General features: G+C 36.5%; 12 protein-coding genes. 6 read left to right on the top strand and 6 right to left on the bottom strand.

Going from position 1 to position 14,827, the window contains the following annotated elements; all coding sequences use genetic code 11:
• Positions 1-81: 81 nt before the first annotated feature.
• Together ACXACQ_RS03480 and ACXACQ_RS03475 are read right to left on the bottom strand one after the other, a co-directional pair.
• Positions 82-1,065, bottom strand: coding sequence for a TlpA family protein disulfide reductase (locus ACXACQ_RS03480; protein ID WP_474974537.1), 984 nt, complete (start codon positions 1,063-1,065; stop codon positions 82-84).
• 544 nt (positions 1,066-1,609) lie between these two features.
• Positions 1,610-1,978, bottom strand: coding sequence for a hypothetical protein (locus tag ACXACQ_RS03475; protein ID WP_474974536.1), 369 nt, complete (start codon positions 1,976-1,978; stop codon positions 1,610-1,612).
• A gap of 435 nt (positions 1,979-2,413) precedes the next feature.
• Between ACXACQ_RS03475 and hemH the strand changes: the two genes are divergently transcribed.
• The gene (gene hemH / locus ACXACQ_RS03470; RefSeq protein ID WP_474974535.1) at positions 2,414-3,430 is read left to right on the top strand and encodes a ferrochelatase; all 1,017 of its coding nucleotides are present in this window, start codon (positions 2,414-2,416) and stop codon (positions 3,428-3,430) included.
• A 41-nt stretch (positions 3,431-3,471) separates the two neighbouring features.
• On the opposite strand, the gene ACXACQ_RS03465 is transcribed toward hemH, so the two are convergent.
• From ACXACQ_RS03465 to ACXACQ_RS03450, 4 genes are all read right to left on the bottom strand, one after another.
• Positions 3,472-4,350, bottom strand: coding sequence for a polysaccharide deacetylase family protein (locus ACXACQ_RS03465; RefSeq protein WP_474974534.1), 879 nt, complete (start codon positions 4,348-4,350; stop codon positions 3,472-3,474).
• A 51-nt stretch (positions 4,351-4,401) separates the two neighbouring features.
• Entirely contained in the window at positions 4,402-5,541 is a 1,140-nt protein-coding gene (locus ACXACQ_RS03460; RefSeq protein WP_474974533.1) for a cysteine desulfurase family protein, read from the bottom strand.
• A 9-nt stretch (positions 5,542-5,550) separates the two neighbouring features.
• Positions 5,551-6,942 carry a phosphoglucosamine mutase gene (glmM, locus tag ACXACQ_RS03455; protein ID WP_474974532.1) on the bottom strand — a complete coding sequence of 464 codons (1,392 nt, stop codon included), beginning with the start codon at positions 6,940-6,942 and terminating at the stop codon, positions 5,551-5,553.
• 305 nt (positions 6,943-7,247) lie between these two features.
• Positions 7,248-7,475, bottom strand: a complete 228-nt coding sequence (locus ACXACQ_RS03450; RefSeq protein WP_474974531.1) for a hypothetical protein — start codon at positions 7,473-7,475, stop codon at positions 7,248-7,250.
• Between the two features lie 83 nt (positions 7,476-7,558).
• Between ACXACQ_RS03450 and mazG the strand changes: the two genes are divergently transcribed.
• The 5 genes from mazG to ACXACQ_RS03425 all read left to right on the top strand — a co-directional run bounded on the left by mazG (position 7,559) and on the right by ACXACQ_RS03425 (position 14,806).
• Positions 7,559-8,383, top strand: coding sequence for a nucleoside triphosphate pyrophosphohydrolase (mazG, locus tag ACXACQ_RS03445; protein ID WP_474974530.1), 825 nt, complete (start codon positions 7,559-7,561; stop codon positions 8,381-8,383).
• Between the two features lie 95 nt (positions 8,384-8,478).
• Entirely contained in the window at positions 8,479-10,026 is a 1,548-nt protein-coding gene (locus tag ACXACQ_RS03440; RefSeq protein ID WP_474974529.1) for a glycine--tRNA ligase, read from the top strand.
• Positions 10,027-10,029: 3 nt separating this feature from the next.
• Complete coding sequence (locus ACXACQ_RS03435) at positions 10,030-10,845, top strand: zinc-dependent peptidase (RefSeq protein WP_474974528.1); 816 nt, start codon at positions 10,030-10,032, stop codon at positions 10,843-10,845.
• A gap of 116 nt (positions 10,846-10,961) precedes the next feature.
• Positions 10,962-12,296 (top strand): deoxyguanosinetriphosphate triphosphohydrolase, encoded by a 1,335-nt coding sequence (locus tag ACXACQ_RS03430; protein ID WP_474974527.1) that lies wholly within the window; start codon positions 10,962-10,964, stop codon positions 12,294-12,296.
• 158 nt (positions 12,297-12,454) lie between these two features.
• The gene (locus ACXACQ_RS03425; RefSeq protein WP_474974526.1) at positions 12,455-14,806 is read left to right on the top strand and encodes an efflux RND transporter permease subunit; all 2,352 of its coding nucleotides are present in this window, start codon (positions 12,455-12,457) and stop codon (positions 14,804-14,806) included.
• Positions 14,807-14,827: the final 21 nt, after the last annotated feature.

Genomic DNA, 14,827 nt, shown 5'->3' with positions numbered 1-14,827 from the left:
CGAGAGCCGTATACTACTTGGTGCGAGAACCTCATCCTGAGTCACATTTTAACTCAGGTCGGGTTACTCTACTGTAAACAATTATTTTTTTAATGCTTTAATGGTATCTGCTATGTTTGAATAATTACCTAAAATATTATTCTTGTTATCAAGAATTATGTAAGTTGGGAATGACCAAATCCCTAAATCTGTATCCAAGTTACCTTTGTCTAATCGGTAGTTGTCCCAATTAATATTCTTTTCCACTAAATAATTAACCCATTTTTCTTGATTTGTGTCAGTCGATATTCCAATTAGTACTGCATTTAAATTATTGAAGATATTAGGACTTGCTAAAATCTCCTTATGTTCTTTAATACAGGGAGGACAACTTGTAAACCAAAAATCTAAAACAGTATACTTTTTATTTGATTGATTCCTTATTTTTGAAATTTCCCCTTTTGTGTCTATTAAGGAGTAATCAGTTAATTTAATTTGGCTTATTTCTCTTAATTTCTCAAGCCTACTTTCTATCATTTCATAGATGCTATGTTCTTTAGTTGACTTCGGTTGCTTGTCTAAAACTTGTTCAATAAATTTTAGTTCTTTTTTATTGTTTTGATTAAGTTTTAAATAATCATTTATAGGGACTAAAATAAATGCATCTTGGTCATTTTGTATGATAGCACTTTTTATAAAACCTGTACCAATTGACTTGTCTTTTAAAAACTTCTTATAATCATTGAAGTATTCTATTTGATGTTCGAAAACGGGTGTGTTTATTGTCTTTAAAACGGTAAGATTGTTGTCTTTAAAGTCAAGATAAATGTCAATCTTTCCAGTGTTGAACCAGCCGTTAACTATTTTATTCTCTATTAGAATTGAATATTGATCAGACGATTGAGAAGGTATTTTAACAATCGCAATTCCATTTTCAAATTCAGATGTGAACTTCTTTGATAAATTATAACTACTTACTGAAACCTTATCAATATCTATATCTGATTTCAGGTGAATATAAAATTCTGTTTGTCCATAAGTTAGATTTGAAATCAACATTAAAAGTAGACTAAATATTTTTCTCATATTATTTACAAAGCCCCCGTAAGGCGCGTTTGTTTACTTATTTTACAGGTTATAAAAATATCATAATTTGAGTTTAGAACCAAGCCTGCCAGAATGAATAGGCGGTCGCAATACAAGCAGCTTAAGACACCCCGTCAATACAAATAGCCAAAAATTGAGAGATGAAAAGTAGATGTGAAATACGAACCCAAACAGCCTTACCAAAGCATTTAGTGTTTCGTGTAGTGGGTTTCAAAATACGCTCTTAAAGCATTTGTGTGTGCCCAGCATAGGTATCAGTTATGAAGTATACCAAATTACCCCAAAGGGTGAGTGTCCCTTATGAGCACGAGTCGTTTCCCGAAGCATTAGGAAGTTGCAAAGTGGTTTTGGGTGAGGGGGCACTCTGGCCCATTTGGAATCAGAGTCGTCTACTCAATTGTGTGAAGTTTTTTCATTCGTCCAAGCGAAGTGAAATCTGCCATAATTTGGGTAGGCGTGCCAATAAGAAACAGTACTATTATTGATGAAAATAGAGTTTTTTGCTATGTATACTGTAAAGTTTTTAATTAAAGTTTGAACCACCGCATCCAAGGTTTTTGCTATGAGGCTGAATATATTCCCAAAATGCCTTACCTGCACTATTTAGGTAATTCATTGAGTAATACATTTTCGTATTAGAGGCAACTTGGTAAATGTATTCAGAACAACCATAAGAGTATTCCTTTTTAAAACAAACAATGGCGAAATAATAGGTCTTGTAATTAATACTCACATTGTAGAAAGTAACTTTTGAAATGGCGTCACTATTATAACTTGTATATGTTGTTCCATTACTTTTGGATTTTACAAACTTCATATACTCCTCGCAAGTTTGAGCTTTAGTTGAATGGGTTGCAATCGTCAGAAATATAATCAATGCCATTCTTTTCATATCGGTTGGTTTAAATTGCACTATAGCATCCATACATGAGACTATTTATGTCTAATATAAGATTAAGTTAATTAAAAATGTTATTTTATTGTGTGATCTGATGATTTTTAAATTAATTAGGTCATATATTATTGTAGATGAGAGATTTAAGAACTGAATATTATAAGCGTAATTTTCACTTAATTAATGATGCTGCTTGAGCCTGTATTTATTTAAGGTTATGCCATTTATTTATAAGTCACCTTCAGGTTAATTTGCTTGTCTGATGGTTTCAGTATTTTTTTTAAACATTAGCAAATACTTAGCAAAGTTGCTGATAAGGATGTGGTTTAAATGTTTTTTGCATTGTAATGTATTGATGTATGGTGCTTTTTGGGTGTTATGATTGTATTCACTTTCATTTATTAATTACCTTTGCAGCCGATTAATACACTTATGAATTCAGTAAAAGGAAAAACAGGAGTTTTATTAATAAATCTGGGAACCCCAGATAGTCCATCAGTATCGCACGTGAGGTCTTACTTGTCTCAATTTTTAAATGATCCACGAGTGATTGATATCCCGTGGTTAGCCAGAAAAATGCTGGTTAATTTAATCATTGTTCCTTTTAGGGCGCCAAAGTCAGCAAAGGTGTATAAGGAGTTGTGGACAGAAGATGGGTCTCCATTACTTCACTATAGCGAAAAGGTAAGAGGCCTGCTAGAGCAGTCTTTGGGAGATGATTTTAAAGTGCACTTAGCTATGCGCTATAAAAACCCATCTATTCCCTCTGTTTTGGATGAAATGCGCAAAGAGAACTACAAAAAAATTGTGGTATTGCCCATGTTCCCTCAGTATGCAAGTGCTTCTACTGGCTCTGCTTTAGATGAGGTTATGAAGCACATGAGAAAGTGGTGGGTTATTCCAGAAATAAAAATGATCAGTCAGTATTACGATCATCCCAAATTCATCGATGCCATTGTTGAGAGAGCTGCAAAGTATAATTTTGATGATTACGATCATATATTATTTTCATACCATGGACTGCCTACCCGCCAAGTAGACAAAGTTTATAATAACGGGCTGTGTGAAGAAAGAGATTGTGAAGAGACCATTACTGATGAAAACCAGTATTGCTATAAAGCCACTTGTTTTGCTACTACAAGGATATTGGCAGAAAAATTAAACTTACCAGAAAGTAGATATACCGTTTGTTTCCAATCCAGGTTAGATAAAAACTGGCTGGAGCCGTTTTCTGATAAAGTGGTAGAGCAAAAAGGAAAAGAGGGAGCTAAAAAGCTGTTGGTTTTTTCTCCTGCATTTACGGCCGATTGCTTAGAAACTATAATTGAAATAGGAGATGAATATCAGGAGATTTTTGAAGAGCATGGTGGTGAAAAGGTTCAACTGGTAGAAAGCTTGAATGATCACCCATTATGGGTAGATTGCCTTAAAGACTTAGTAATTAACTAATAGTAAAAAAGGTTCAGTAATTATTTGCTGAACCTTTTTTATTATTGAATGCCCGAGTATTGTCTTATGAAACTAGGGCACTTACGCTTGTCTTTAAGATAGTCAGGTGATTTTTTATCAGTAATTGCCCATCGATCCATCCAGCAAATACCCCACGGTTCGTAAACAGTATCTTTATGTTTATAGGCTTTGTCTTTTAGAGCTGTTTTTAAAGATATAAATGTATATCCATCTTCTTTGATCTTTTGCAATAGCTTATCTAACCACTTGCTGTTCAGTAGGTTGTCATGCACTAACAATACTTGAGGTATCTGTCTGGAAAATAGCTGTTTAGAAGCTCTTTCACTATCATGTATTTTGTCCAGCATATAAGTAAGGTAGCTATTGCCTATGCTGTCGAGCATTATTTGGTCATTTAGGTCAAATGCTTTTTTGTATGCAGCAGCGTAGATCCATTCAGCATTGTCAATAGTTACAGGTGCTTCTACGTATTTATTTTTCTTTAAATATTGTTCCAATGCCTCTACCTTTTCTTTGGTATCACCCCTGTGGAGGTATGGGTGTCTGAAGTATTTTACCCGTTTGGTACTTGGCAATATCTGGTTACATATGATTTCTCCCTTTTCAATCTCCTCAAAGAAAGTTTTAGGACTTACCGTGTTGTAATCTGTATGCCCGAAGGTATGGTTGCCTAGTTCAAGGTGATGATCAACCCAGTAGCTTAGTGCTTTTAATTTAGTGCTATCAGGTGCATTGTCTGTGTATAGATTTACCTCATTTACGAAGCCAATAGCTGGAGCTTTATGTTTTACACAGGCATCAACTACATTTTTGTTTACTTCTAAAATCAGTGATATATCATTTCCCACAGACATATGGGTGAGGTCATCGATGGTAATAACCATTTGCTTTTGTGCCATGCAAACATTTGCGCATACGCAAAGGATAGTAGTAATATAAAACAGCTTCATTTATTCCTTTTCATTATAAAACTCTGCTAGCTTTTCTATGGTATAATCTATCTCTTCTTCAGTATTATACTTGCTGAAAGAAAATCTGATAGCACCTTTATTTGGATCAGCGTTAATGTTAGTTAATACATGCGACCCTGTAGAAGCTCCGCTGCTGCAAGCACTGCCTCCTGAGGCTGAAATACCATTAATATCTAAGGTGAATAATAGCATGTCATTCTGGGCCGACTCCGGCAAACAGACATTTAGTACTGTATATAAGCTATTGTCAAGGTCAGATGAAGTGCCGTGGTATGAAACACCAGGTATGGTGTTGTTGAGCTTATTAATCATTCTGGCTTTTAACCCTGAGATATGTGATGAATGAGCTTCCATATCGCGGTAGGCAATTTCTAATGCTTTTGCAAAACCAACAATACCTGCAACGTTTTCAGTGCCAGCTCTTAAATTACGCTCTTGAGCTCCACCATGAATAAACGGTTTTATAGGCGTGTTTTTATTGATATAAATAATACCAGTGCCTTTTGGTCCATGAAATTTATGCCCAGCGGCAGAAATGGAATTAATATTCAACTCATTTAGATGATGCTCATAATGACCTACAGTCTGCACGGTATCTGAGTGAAACAAGGCTTTTGCTTGTTTTGTCAAATAAGAAATGTGCTCTATATCTGTAATATTCCCTATTTCATTATTTCCATGCATTAATGATACTAATGACTCAGGGGTTTTGTCTAATAGCGTTTCTAAGTGCTTATAATCTATGCTGCCGTCCTCCTGTAAGTCAACAAAGCTGAGAGCTATTTTTCCAGAATCTCGCAGTTGCTCTAGTGTATGTAGCACCGCATGGTGTTCTATAGTAGAGCTGATAACATGCTTAATGTTATAGGTATTAATACTGCTTACTAAAAAGGTGTTGTCAGCTTCTGTACCTCCTGAAGTGAAGAAAATTTCGGCCGGTGTGACATGTAAAAGCTCTGCCACTTTTTTACGAGCCATTTCTATGGCTGTTTTAGCCCTTCTTCCATGAGCGTGCGTGGAAGAAGGGTTGCCATAATTTTCAAAATAGAAAGGTTTCATTGCATCAAATACTTCCGGGTCTAGCGGAGTAGTTGCTGCATTATCTAAATAAACCTCCATTGATGTTATTTATTTTTTTGTGGTAATAACTTCTCTAATGTCCGAAATCAATTTATTAGCTAAATAATCGGCAGTAGCCTCAGAGTTAGATTCAGAATATATCCGAATGATAGGCTCGGTGTTAGATTTACGCAAGTGTACCCACTCATCTTCAAACTCTATTTTAACACCATCAATAGTATTTATTTTTTGATTGGCATATTTCTTTTGAATTTGAACCAAGACCTCGTCTACATCTATTTGAGGGGTAAGCTCAATTTTATTTTTAGAGATGTGGAAGTTAGGGAAAGTGCTTCTTAGCCTTGATACACGGTAATCTGATTTGGCCATGTAGGTTAAGAATAATGCTATTCCTACCAAAGCATCTCTTCCATAATGTAATTCAGGATAGATGATCCCACCATTTCCTTCCCCACCAATTACTGCATTGGTAGCTTTCATGGCTTCTACTACATTTACTTCACCCACAGCCGAAGCGGTGTAGCTTCCTCCTCTTTTTTCGGTCACTTTTCGTAGTGCCATGGTAGAAGAAAGGTTAGAAACCGTGTTGCCTTGCTGTTGTGACAATACATAATCAGCTATGGCTACCAGAGTGTATTCTTCACCAAATGGCGTTCCGTCTTCTTGGATTAATGCAAGCCTGTCTACATCAGGATCTACCACTATGCCCAAGTCAAATCTGCCTTTTGAAATCTCACCACAAATTTGAGTGAGGTTTTCAGGCAAAGGTTCTGGGTTATGCGGAAAATGCCCCGTAGGTTCACAGTAAAATTCCTTTACGGTTTCTACACCCAAAGCTTTTAATAATTTAGGTACAGCTATACCACCTGTAGAGTTAACACAATCAATGGCCACTTTAAAATCTTTGGCTTTGATGGCTTCTACATCTACTAATGGTAGCGCTAATATTTTCTCTATGTGCTTATCTATGTAAGTATCATCAGTGGTGTACGAGCCTAAAGCATGCACATCGGCAAATTCGTATTTGCTATGCTCAGCTATTTCGAGTACCTCTGCTCCATCAGCTGCAGATATAAATTCACCCTTACTGTTTAATAGTTTTAGGGCATTCCACTGCGCAGGGTTATGACTGGCCGTTAGTATAATACCTCCAATAGCACCCTCTTCAGGTACGGCTATTTCTACAGTAGGTGTTGTAGATAGGCCAAGATCTATTACATCAAGCCCAAGGCTAATTAATGTATTGCTCACTAAACCACTTACCATTTCCCCGCTTATTCTTGCGTCTCTACCGATAACGATTTTATTGCTTTCTCCTTTTGTCTGTGCCCAGGTTCCGAAAGCGGCAGCATATTTTACAATATCTAATGGGCTTAATCCTTCTCCTGAACGTCCTCCTATAGTTCCTCGGATTCCTGAAATTGATTTTATTAAAGTCACTGTATGGTTAAGTTTTTCAATGATGCTAAATTAAGAAAATTCAAAGCTTGATAGTATTCATTAGCTCTGGTCAATATTGGTGATTTATATTGAGATGTTATAAATAAAACTATAAAAAGTTCCTTTAAAGAAAAATAAATACACCGAATAAAAGGTGACGTTTTACACCTTTATTTGAATAACAAAAAACATAGCTTCTTGGTATCAAGTCGCTTGATATTTTTTGTATGAGGCACATAAGATAGTGCCTTAATATACATTGATATTAAAGAATAGAATGAATTATGGGGTGATGGTGCTTGTTCCTATTGGAACTTAGACATTACTTTGTTAACCTCCGAATCAGCGTTTCCACATTCTCCTTCTCCTACCTTTTTTCCACAGAAGCCACAAGTGGTACCTTCTTTATTTAAGTATGGGCTTTGAGAGGCACAAGTTCCTTTAAATTCACCGTTTTTCACAAAGATTAGCCTTACTGACATAAGGACGAAAAACACTGCTATTAATCCGATTCCCAATAATAAAGTGGTCATGATTATTTATTTTTGTACAAATCTAGGTAATCACTTTAGAAACGTAGTTACTTTATCTAAAGTTTCTTAAACTCATTTTATTCATGCCTGAAATTAAGACTACCCCTGACCTTAACAGAGAAGAAAAGCTCAAAGCTTTTGATCGCCTGCTTACCATTATGGATGAGCTTCGAGAAAACTGCCCATGGGATAAAAAGCAAACGCTTGAAAGCCTGAGACACTTGACCATTGAAGAGACCTACGAGCTTAGTGATGCTATTATAGAAGGAGATTTGGAGGAGGTGAAAAAGGAACTGGGAGATCTGATGTTGCATAATGTGTTTTACGCACGAATAGCTTCTGAGAAAAAGGAATTTGATGTGGCAGATGTTTTGAATTCGGTGTGCGATAAGTTGGTGAACCGTCACCCTCATATTTATGGAGATGTAGATGCTACCGATGAAAAAACAGTAAAAGAAAACTGGGAGAAGATAAAGCTAAAAGAAGGTGGAGGAGATAAGCCCAAGTCTGTTTTGGGAGGAGTGCCTAAATCTTTGCCAGCCTTGGTGAAGGCCATGCGCATCCAGGAAAAGGCCAGAGGAGTAGGGTTTGACTGGGAACACCCAGAGCAAGTGTGGGAAAAGGTAGAAGAGGAAATAGGTGAATTTAGGGCGGAGTTTAACCCAGAAGATGGTAAAGAAATAGACAAAGAGAAAGCACAGCAAGAGTTTGGTGATATGTTATTTTCATTAATTAACTACGCCAGGTTTATAGATGTTAACCCAGAAGAGGCTCTCGAAAGAACCAATAAGAAATTCATTAAAAGATTTCAATATCTTGAAAGTCAGTCTGCTAAAGAGGGTAAAAATATAGCGGATATGAGTTTGGCTGAAATGGATAAATACTGGGAAGAAGCTAAAAAGCTTTAATTGTTATTTGCTTGCTGTTGTTTAGCGCAAGATCTTCTTTCGTATTCGTTTTATAATCAATTTTTCATAAAAATCATTTTATTATCTTTGCGCCCATGGCACAGCAAGATGACAACCTTTTGAAAAAAATAGTAGCTCATGCTAAGGAGTATGGGTTTGTATTCCCTTCTAGTGAAATATATGATGGCTTAGGTGCTGCATATGATTACGGTCAGAATGGAGTAGAGCTAAAAAATAATATTAAAAACTACTGGTGGAAATCAATGGTGCAAATGCACGAGAATATAGTAGGCCTTGATGCTTCTATATTTATGCACCCTACCACTTGGAAAGCTTCCGGTCACGTGGATGCATTTAATGATCCCATGATCGATAACAAAGACTCTAAGAAGAGATATCGTGCTGATGTTTTAATAGAGGAATATATTGCGAAAATAGAAGCTAAAATTGATAAAGAAGTAACTAAAGCGGCTAAGCGTTTTGGCGATGCTTTTGATAAAGATCAATTTATAGCTACTAATGATCGTGTTAAAAAATATAATGAGCAGATTGATGATATCAATAATAAAATGAAATCTGCCATTGATAGCGGTGAGTTATCAGGATTAAAGGCATTAATAGAAGAATTAGGTATAGCTGATCCTGTTTCTGGTTCTAAAAACTGGACAGACGTAAGGCAGTTTAACCTCATGTTTTCTACTGAGTTAGGATCTTTGGCTGAAGGCGCTAACAAAATTTACTTAAGGCCAGAAACCGCTCAAGGTATTTTTGTGAATTTCCTTAATGTGCAGAAAACAGGTAGAATGAAAATACCTTTCGGTATAGCTCAGATAGGAAAAGCATTTAGAAACGAAATTATTGCCCGCCAGTTCATCTTCCGTATGCGTGAATTTGAGCAGATGGAAATGCAATTTTTTGTGAAACCTGGTGACGAGTTGGCTTGGTACGAAGACTGGAAGCAGAAGCGTATCAAATGGCATAAGACTTTAAATTTAGGGGAAGAGCATTATCGTTTTCACGATCACTTGAATTTGGCGCATTATGCTAATGCTGCTTGTGATATAGAGTTTAATTTCCCAATGGGCTTTAAAGAGTTAGAAGGTATTCACAGTAGAACTGATTTTGACCTTAAAGCGCATGAAGAATACTCTGGTAAGAAGCTGCAATTCTTCGATCCGCAAGAGAACAAAAGTTATGTTCCTTATGTAATTGAAACTTCTATAGGATTAGATAGAATGTTCTTAGCAGTGCTTTCTGCCGCCTATACTGAGGAAACTTTAGAAGATGGTAGTGAAAGAGTAGTGTTGAAAATTCCTGCTGCTTTAGCACCTAGCAAAGTGGCTGTATTGCCGTTGTTGAAAAAAGATGGTCTACCTGAAAAGGCAAGAGAAATCATTGATGAATTGAAGTTTGATTTTACTTGTCAGTATGATGAAAAAGATGCCATTGGTAGAAGATATAGAAGGCAAGATGCTGTAGGTACTCCATACTGTGTGACGGTAGATCACCAAACGCTTGAAGATAATACCGTGACTTTAAGAGATAGAGACACCGCTCAGCAAGAAAGAATAGCTATCAGCGAACTAAGAAACAGAGTGGAAGGCTTAGTGTCTTTAACAGGTTTGCTAAAGCAATTGAAATAAAACTTGAATGAAAATAATGTTCCTGAAGCAGGAGTTGTTTTTCTCCTTTTAGGAATCATATACTTACTGTTTAACCGAAGGTTTGGCTTTTCTATTTATGGAGAGGCCGAACGCTTGGTTAAAATGCAGATGCCTTTACCTGCTAAGCACAAGCAAATACTCCAGACACATTGTGCTTACTACCTTTCTTTATCTTCTAAAGATCAGTTGCGCTTTCAGAAACGAGTGCAACGTTTTATATGCTCTAAGCAATTTGTGCCCAGAGGTTTTAAAAAGGTAACGGATGAAATGAAGGTTTTAATTTCTGCTTCGGCTACTCAGCTTACCTTTGGCCTTTCTCCTATTTACTTAGCACATTTTAAAAGGATTTTAATATACCCAGATTCTTACTATTCTCAGATTACGAGAAAATATCACGTAGGGGAAGTAAATCCTAAAATGGGTGTAATTGTTTTGTCGTGGCGAGCATTCATTGAAAGTCACGAATCTAATGATGATTATAATGTTGGCATTCATGAAATGGCTCATGCTATTCACTTGGAAAATCGGATAAGAAACGAGGAGTTTGATTTTCTGGATAAGAGAGCATTGGCTAAATTAGATTTGTACACTCAAATAGAAATGGGGAAGCTCAATAGAGGGGAGCCGCATTTATTCCGTTCATATGCTGGTGCTGATGAGTATGAATTTTTCGCAGTTGCGTTAGAATGCTTTTTCGCCAGCCCATCAAAATTTAAAGCTCAGTTGCCTGATTTATACAATACATTGGTTGCACTTTTAAATCAAGACCCTGAAAATAGAGGACTTTTACAAGGATAAAGTACAGCATACATAATTATTTTATAGTCTTTAGCATTCTCTGGCATAATAAGTTTATCAATCAAGCAAATTGGGCTACCTTAGCTGTTTATAGTTTCAATATTGAATAAACAGAGATGAACTGGGAACAGTTACTTTCAAATCAACGGTTAGGGAAAAAGTCTTACCAGCATGAGATTAGTCGCAGTGCCTTTGAGCAGGACTATGATCGTATTATCTTTTCGCACCCATTTAGGCGACTTCAGGATAAAACGCAAGTGCACCCATTGCCAGAGTATGATTTTGTACATACCCGATTAACGCACAGCCTGGAAGTTAGCAGTGTGGGAAGGTCTTTAGGTAAGCGTGCCGGAGAGGTAATAATACAGAGGAATAAAGCACTCCAAGACAAGTTTTCTATCCATGATTTTGGCTCTATTGTAGCTACTGCTGCACTTGCTCATGATATTGGTAATCCACCATTTGGGCATTCGGGAGAAGACGCTATTTCAGAGTTTTTTAGGTATAATGAGGCAGGTACACGCTTTAAAGAGCACGTTTCTGATTGGCAATGGAAAGATTTAACCACATTTGAAGGCAATGCCCAGGGCTTCAGGATATTAAATAAAGAAAGATACCAAGGACTAAAACTCACCTATGCTACTTTGGCAGCATTCAGTAAGTATCCTAGGAAATCCTTACTGCCCGATGCTAATGCGGAATTGAGGAGCCAGAAGAAATACGGTTTTTTTCAGTCAGAGCATGAAATATTCAGTGCTATAGCTACTAATGTAGGCTTGATAGATAGAGGGGATACGGTGTGGAGTAGACATCCGCTGGCATTTTTAGTAGAAGCTGCTGATGATATCTGCTATCAATTAATTGATTTAGAAGATGGCTGCAGGCTCGGCTTGGTCAGCTATGATGATACGGTAGATTTATTTGCCAGAATAATTGGAGAACGTTTTCAGCCCGAGAAACTAGAGCAGATTAAAAGCATTGATGAGCGCATAGGCACTTTAAGGGCTATGGCTATAGGTAAATTGATAGATGAGTGCACGGCACTGTTTTTAGATGCTGAGAAAGAATTGCTAAGTGGTGATTTTGATACTGCTCTGGCCGATGTTATTCCATCTGCTGAAGTGTTGGGCGATATATGCGATATTTCAGTGAAGCAAATATACCGCTCTCGTACTGTAACTGAAACAGAAGCTGCAGGATTTGAAGTGTTACCAGGGCTTCTGGAGATATTTACAACAGCCACCTGTGGATATTACTTTGAAGGGATACCCTCAAAAAGGAACAAATCTATCTTGAGGCTGTTACCTATCGAGATTCAAGATGAAATTAAAGACCATATAGATGTGTATGACATGCTTATGAGTTGTATAGATTTTATCTCAGGCATGACAGATACTCATGCTATTTCTCTTTATAGAAAAATTAAAGGCATTTCATTACCAAATTCTTAGTATAACGTAATGATTTAGGTTTGCAATAATATAATTATTCTTTACATCTAAAATCATTACCTTTGTGACCTTATTTTGACATGTGGACTAAACTCGCCCATATTATAATTAAATATCGCCTATTGCTAGTGGCAGTACTCGCGATAATAACTGCTGTCATGGCTTTCTTCGCTCGTGATGTAGAGATGAGCTATGACTTTGCCAAAACGGTTCCTACCGATGATCCGGATATGGTGGTGTTTCAAAACTTCAAAAAGCAATTTGGAGAAGATGGAAACATCATTGCGCTGGGGATAAGAGACAGCTCGGTTTATACAACAGAAAAGTTCGAAGAGCTTAGAAAGTTAAGCGAGGAGATTTCTCATTTTGAAGGGGTGAAAAATGTTATTTCACTTCCTTTTATTCAAAGACTCAAAAAAGATACTGTCAATAAAAAGTTTGATATGGAGCCGATTTTTGAAAAGTCGGTTAGAAATCAACATGACCTTGATAGCTTGTTAGGGTTGGCCTTAGATCAAAAGTTTTATACCGGAAGGGTGTTGAATCCTGATAATGGAGCTACACTACTTTTGGTTTCTATCGAAAAGGAAGTGCTCAATTCTCCAAAAAGACAAGGGCTAACGAATCAGCTAGTAGAAGCGGGATCTAAATTTCAGGAAAAAACGGACATCAAAGTACATTATGCCGGGCTACCATTTGTAAGGGCCGTAGTAGCAGGTAAAGTAAGTAGAGAAATGAAGCTCTTCTTACTTTTATCAGTATTAGTTACAGCTTTGATACTATTTCTTTTCTTCCGTACGTGGGATGCAGTGGTTTTCCCTATGACCATTATTGCAGTGGTTGTTATCTGGGTCTTAGGCTCACTAGTGCTTTTCGGATATAAAATTACTTTATTAACAGGGCTAATACCGCCTGTGATTGTAGTTATAGGCATACCTAATAGTGTTTATCTATTAAATAAATACCATCAAGAGTTCAAAACACATGGTAATAAAATCATGGCGGTTAGCCGTGTAATTCGAAAAATTGGTTTAGTTACTTTAATAACCAATTTTACTACTGCTATCGGATTTTTGGTGTTGGCCTCTACTGATATTGTAATACTCAAAGAGTTTGGTATTGTAGCCGGTTTAAATATTATGGCTACCTTCTTGGTAAGTATCATTCTTATACCAGCTGTTTTTTCATGGCTACCAGCGCCAAAGGGTAAGCAGCTAAAGCATTTGAAATTCCAAATGTTGGATAAAGTGCTTACCAAGATGGACCTAATGATTCATAGGTACAGAAGTTATATATACATTGTTACGGCTATTATTGTAGTGTTATCGGCCATAGGGTTGATGAAAATAAGAGCGGTTTCTTATATGGTAGATGACATACCTGAAGAAAGTGATGTAAGAAAAGATTTGGCCTTTTTTGAAAGGAACTTTAGTGGTATCATGCCATTGGAGATAGTGGTAGATACTCACAAAAGAAAGGGAGTTATTAATAACCCTAGGAATTTGAAGAAGATTGATGAGTTTGAGCAGTTCTTGGCCTCAAACCGTGATATCTCAAATCCGATTTCATTAGTGAGTTTTGTTAAAGCGTCTAAACAAGGTTTTTATAAAAATAACCCTGCTAAGTATTCATTGCCAGATAGAAGGGAGAGAAAGTTTATTCTTGCTTATATGAAGGGGCAGTCTGATAATAGTGGGTTGTTCAATTCATTTGTAGATAGTACATTTCAAAAAATGAGAGTTTCTATGCAAGTGGCGGATATTGGTTCACATAAGATGGATTCATTAATTAACAATGTGATTAAGCCAGAGATAGACTCCGTATTTGCAGGTACTGATATTACTGTGGACATCACTGGTACTACACCATTGTTTATCAAAGGGAATAATTTCTTAATTCATAACTTGAGAATGAGTCTTATATTGGCATTTGTAATTATTGCTATCATCATGGCAGCGCTATTTGCTAATGTAAGAATGATATTGATATCACTTATACCCAACCTAATACCGCTTATGATTACAGCCGGAATTATGGGGTATGCTGGTATACCATTAAAGCCAAGTACAGCGCTTATCTTTAGTATTGTATTTGGTATTTCAGTAGATGACTCTATTCACTTTTTAGCAAAGTATAGACAAGAGTTATTTGCTAATAAATTCTTTGTTCCTTTAGCGGTAAGCAAAAGTTTGCGTGAGACCGGAGCCAGTATGATGTATACTTCTATTATCCTTTTTGCTGGATTTGGAGTGTTTGCAGGTTCTGAGTTTGGTGGTACTATAGCATTAGGTATCCTAACATCTACCACGTTGTTGATAGCCATGTTCACTAACTTAATTTTGCTTCCAAGCTTATTGTTAACATTTGACGATGGCAAGAGGGATAAAAATGCTCATCCACTTATTGAGCAGTATGACGATGGTTTTTATCAAGAAGATGAAGATGAGGAAATTGATCTTGATCAGATAAAAGTTATTGGTTCAGACAACATTTCTAATAAGATTGATTAATTACACATTTTAAAAGGAGCA

It is taken from the genome of Fulvivirga sp. AWR4_260, assembly GCF_056158185.1.
The sequence above is the reverse complement of the archived record's forward strand: the minus strand, read 5'-3'. Positions and strand labels throughout refer to the sequence as shown.

What these genes read in the sequence shown, in the direction of transcription:
- ACXACQ_RS03480 (WP_474974537.1), bottom strand. Translation starts at nt 1,065, where the DNA reads ATGAGAAAAATATTTAGTCTACTTTTAATGTTGATTTCAAATCTAACT.
- ACXACQ_RS03475 (WP_474974536.1), bottom strand. Translation starts at nt 1,978, where the DNA reads ATGAAAAGAATGGCATTGATTATATTTCTGACGATTGCAACCCATTCA.
- hemH (WP_474974535.1), top strand. Translation starts at nt 2,414, where the DNA reads ATGAATTCAGTAAAAGGAAAAACAGGAGTTTTATTAATAAATCTGGGA.
- ACXACQ_RS03465 (WP_474974534.1), bottom strand. Translation starts at nt 4,350, where the DNA reads ATGGCACAAAAGCAAATGGTTATTACCATCGATGACCTCACCCATATG.
- ACXACQ_RS03460 (WP_474974533.1), bottom strand. Translation starts at nt 5,541, where the DNA reads ATGGAGGTTTATTTAGATAATGCAGCAACTACTCCGCTAGACCCGGAA.
- ACXACQ_RS03450 (WP_474974531.1), bottom strand. Translation starts at nt 7,475, where the DNA reads ATGACCACTTTATTATTGGGAATCGGATTAATAGCAGTGTTTTTCGTC.
- mazG (WP_474974530.1), top strand. Translation starts at nt 7,559, where the DNA reads ATGCCTGAAATTAAGACTACCCCTGACCTTAACAGAGAAGAAAAGCTC.
- ACXACQ_RS03440 (WP_474974529.1), top strand. Translation starts at nt 8,479, where the DNA reads ATGGCACAGCAAGATGACAACCTTTTGAAAAAAATAGTAGCTCATGCT.
- ACXACQ_RS03430 (WP_474974527.1), top strand. Translation starts at nt 10,962, where the DNA reads ATGAACTGGGAACAGTTACTTTCAAATCAACGGTTAGGGAAAAAGTCT.
- ACXACQ_RS03425 (WP_474974526.1), top strand. Translation starts at nt 12,455, where the DNA reads ATGGCTTTCTTCGCTCGTGATGTAGAGATGAGCTATGACTTTGCCAAA.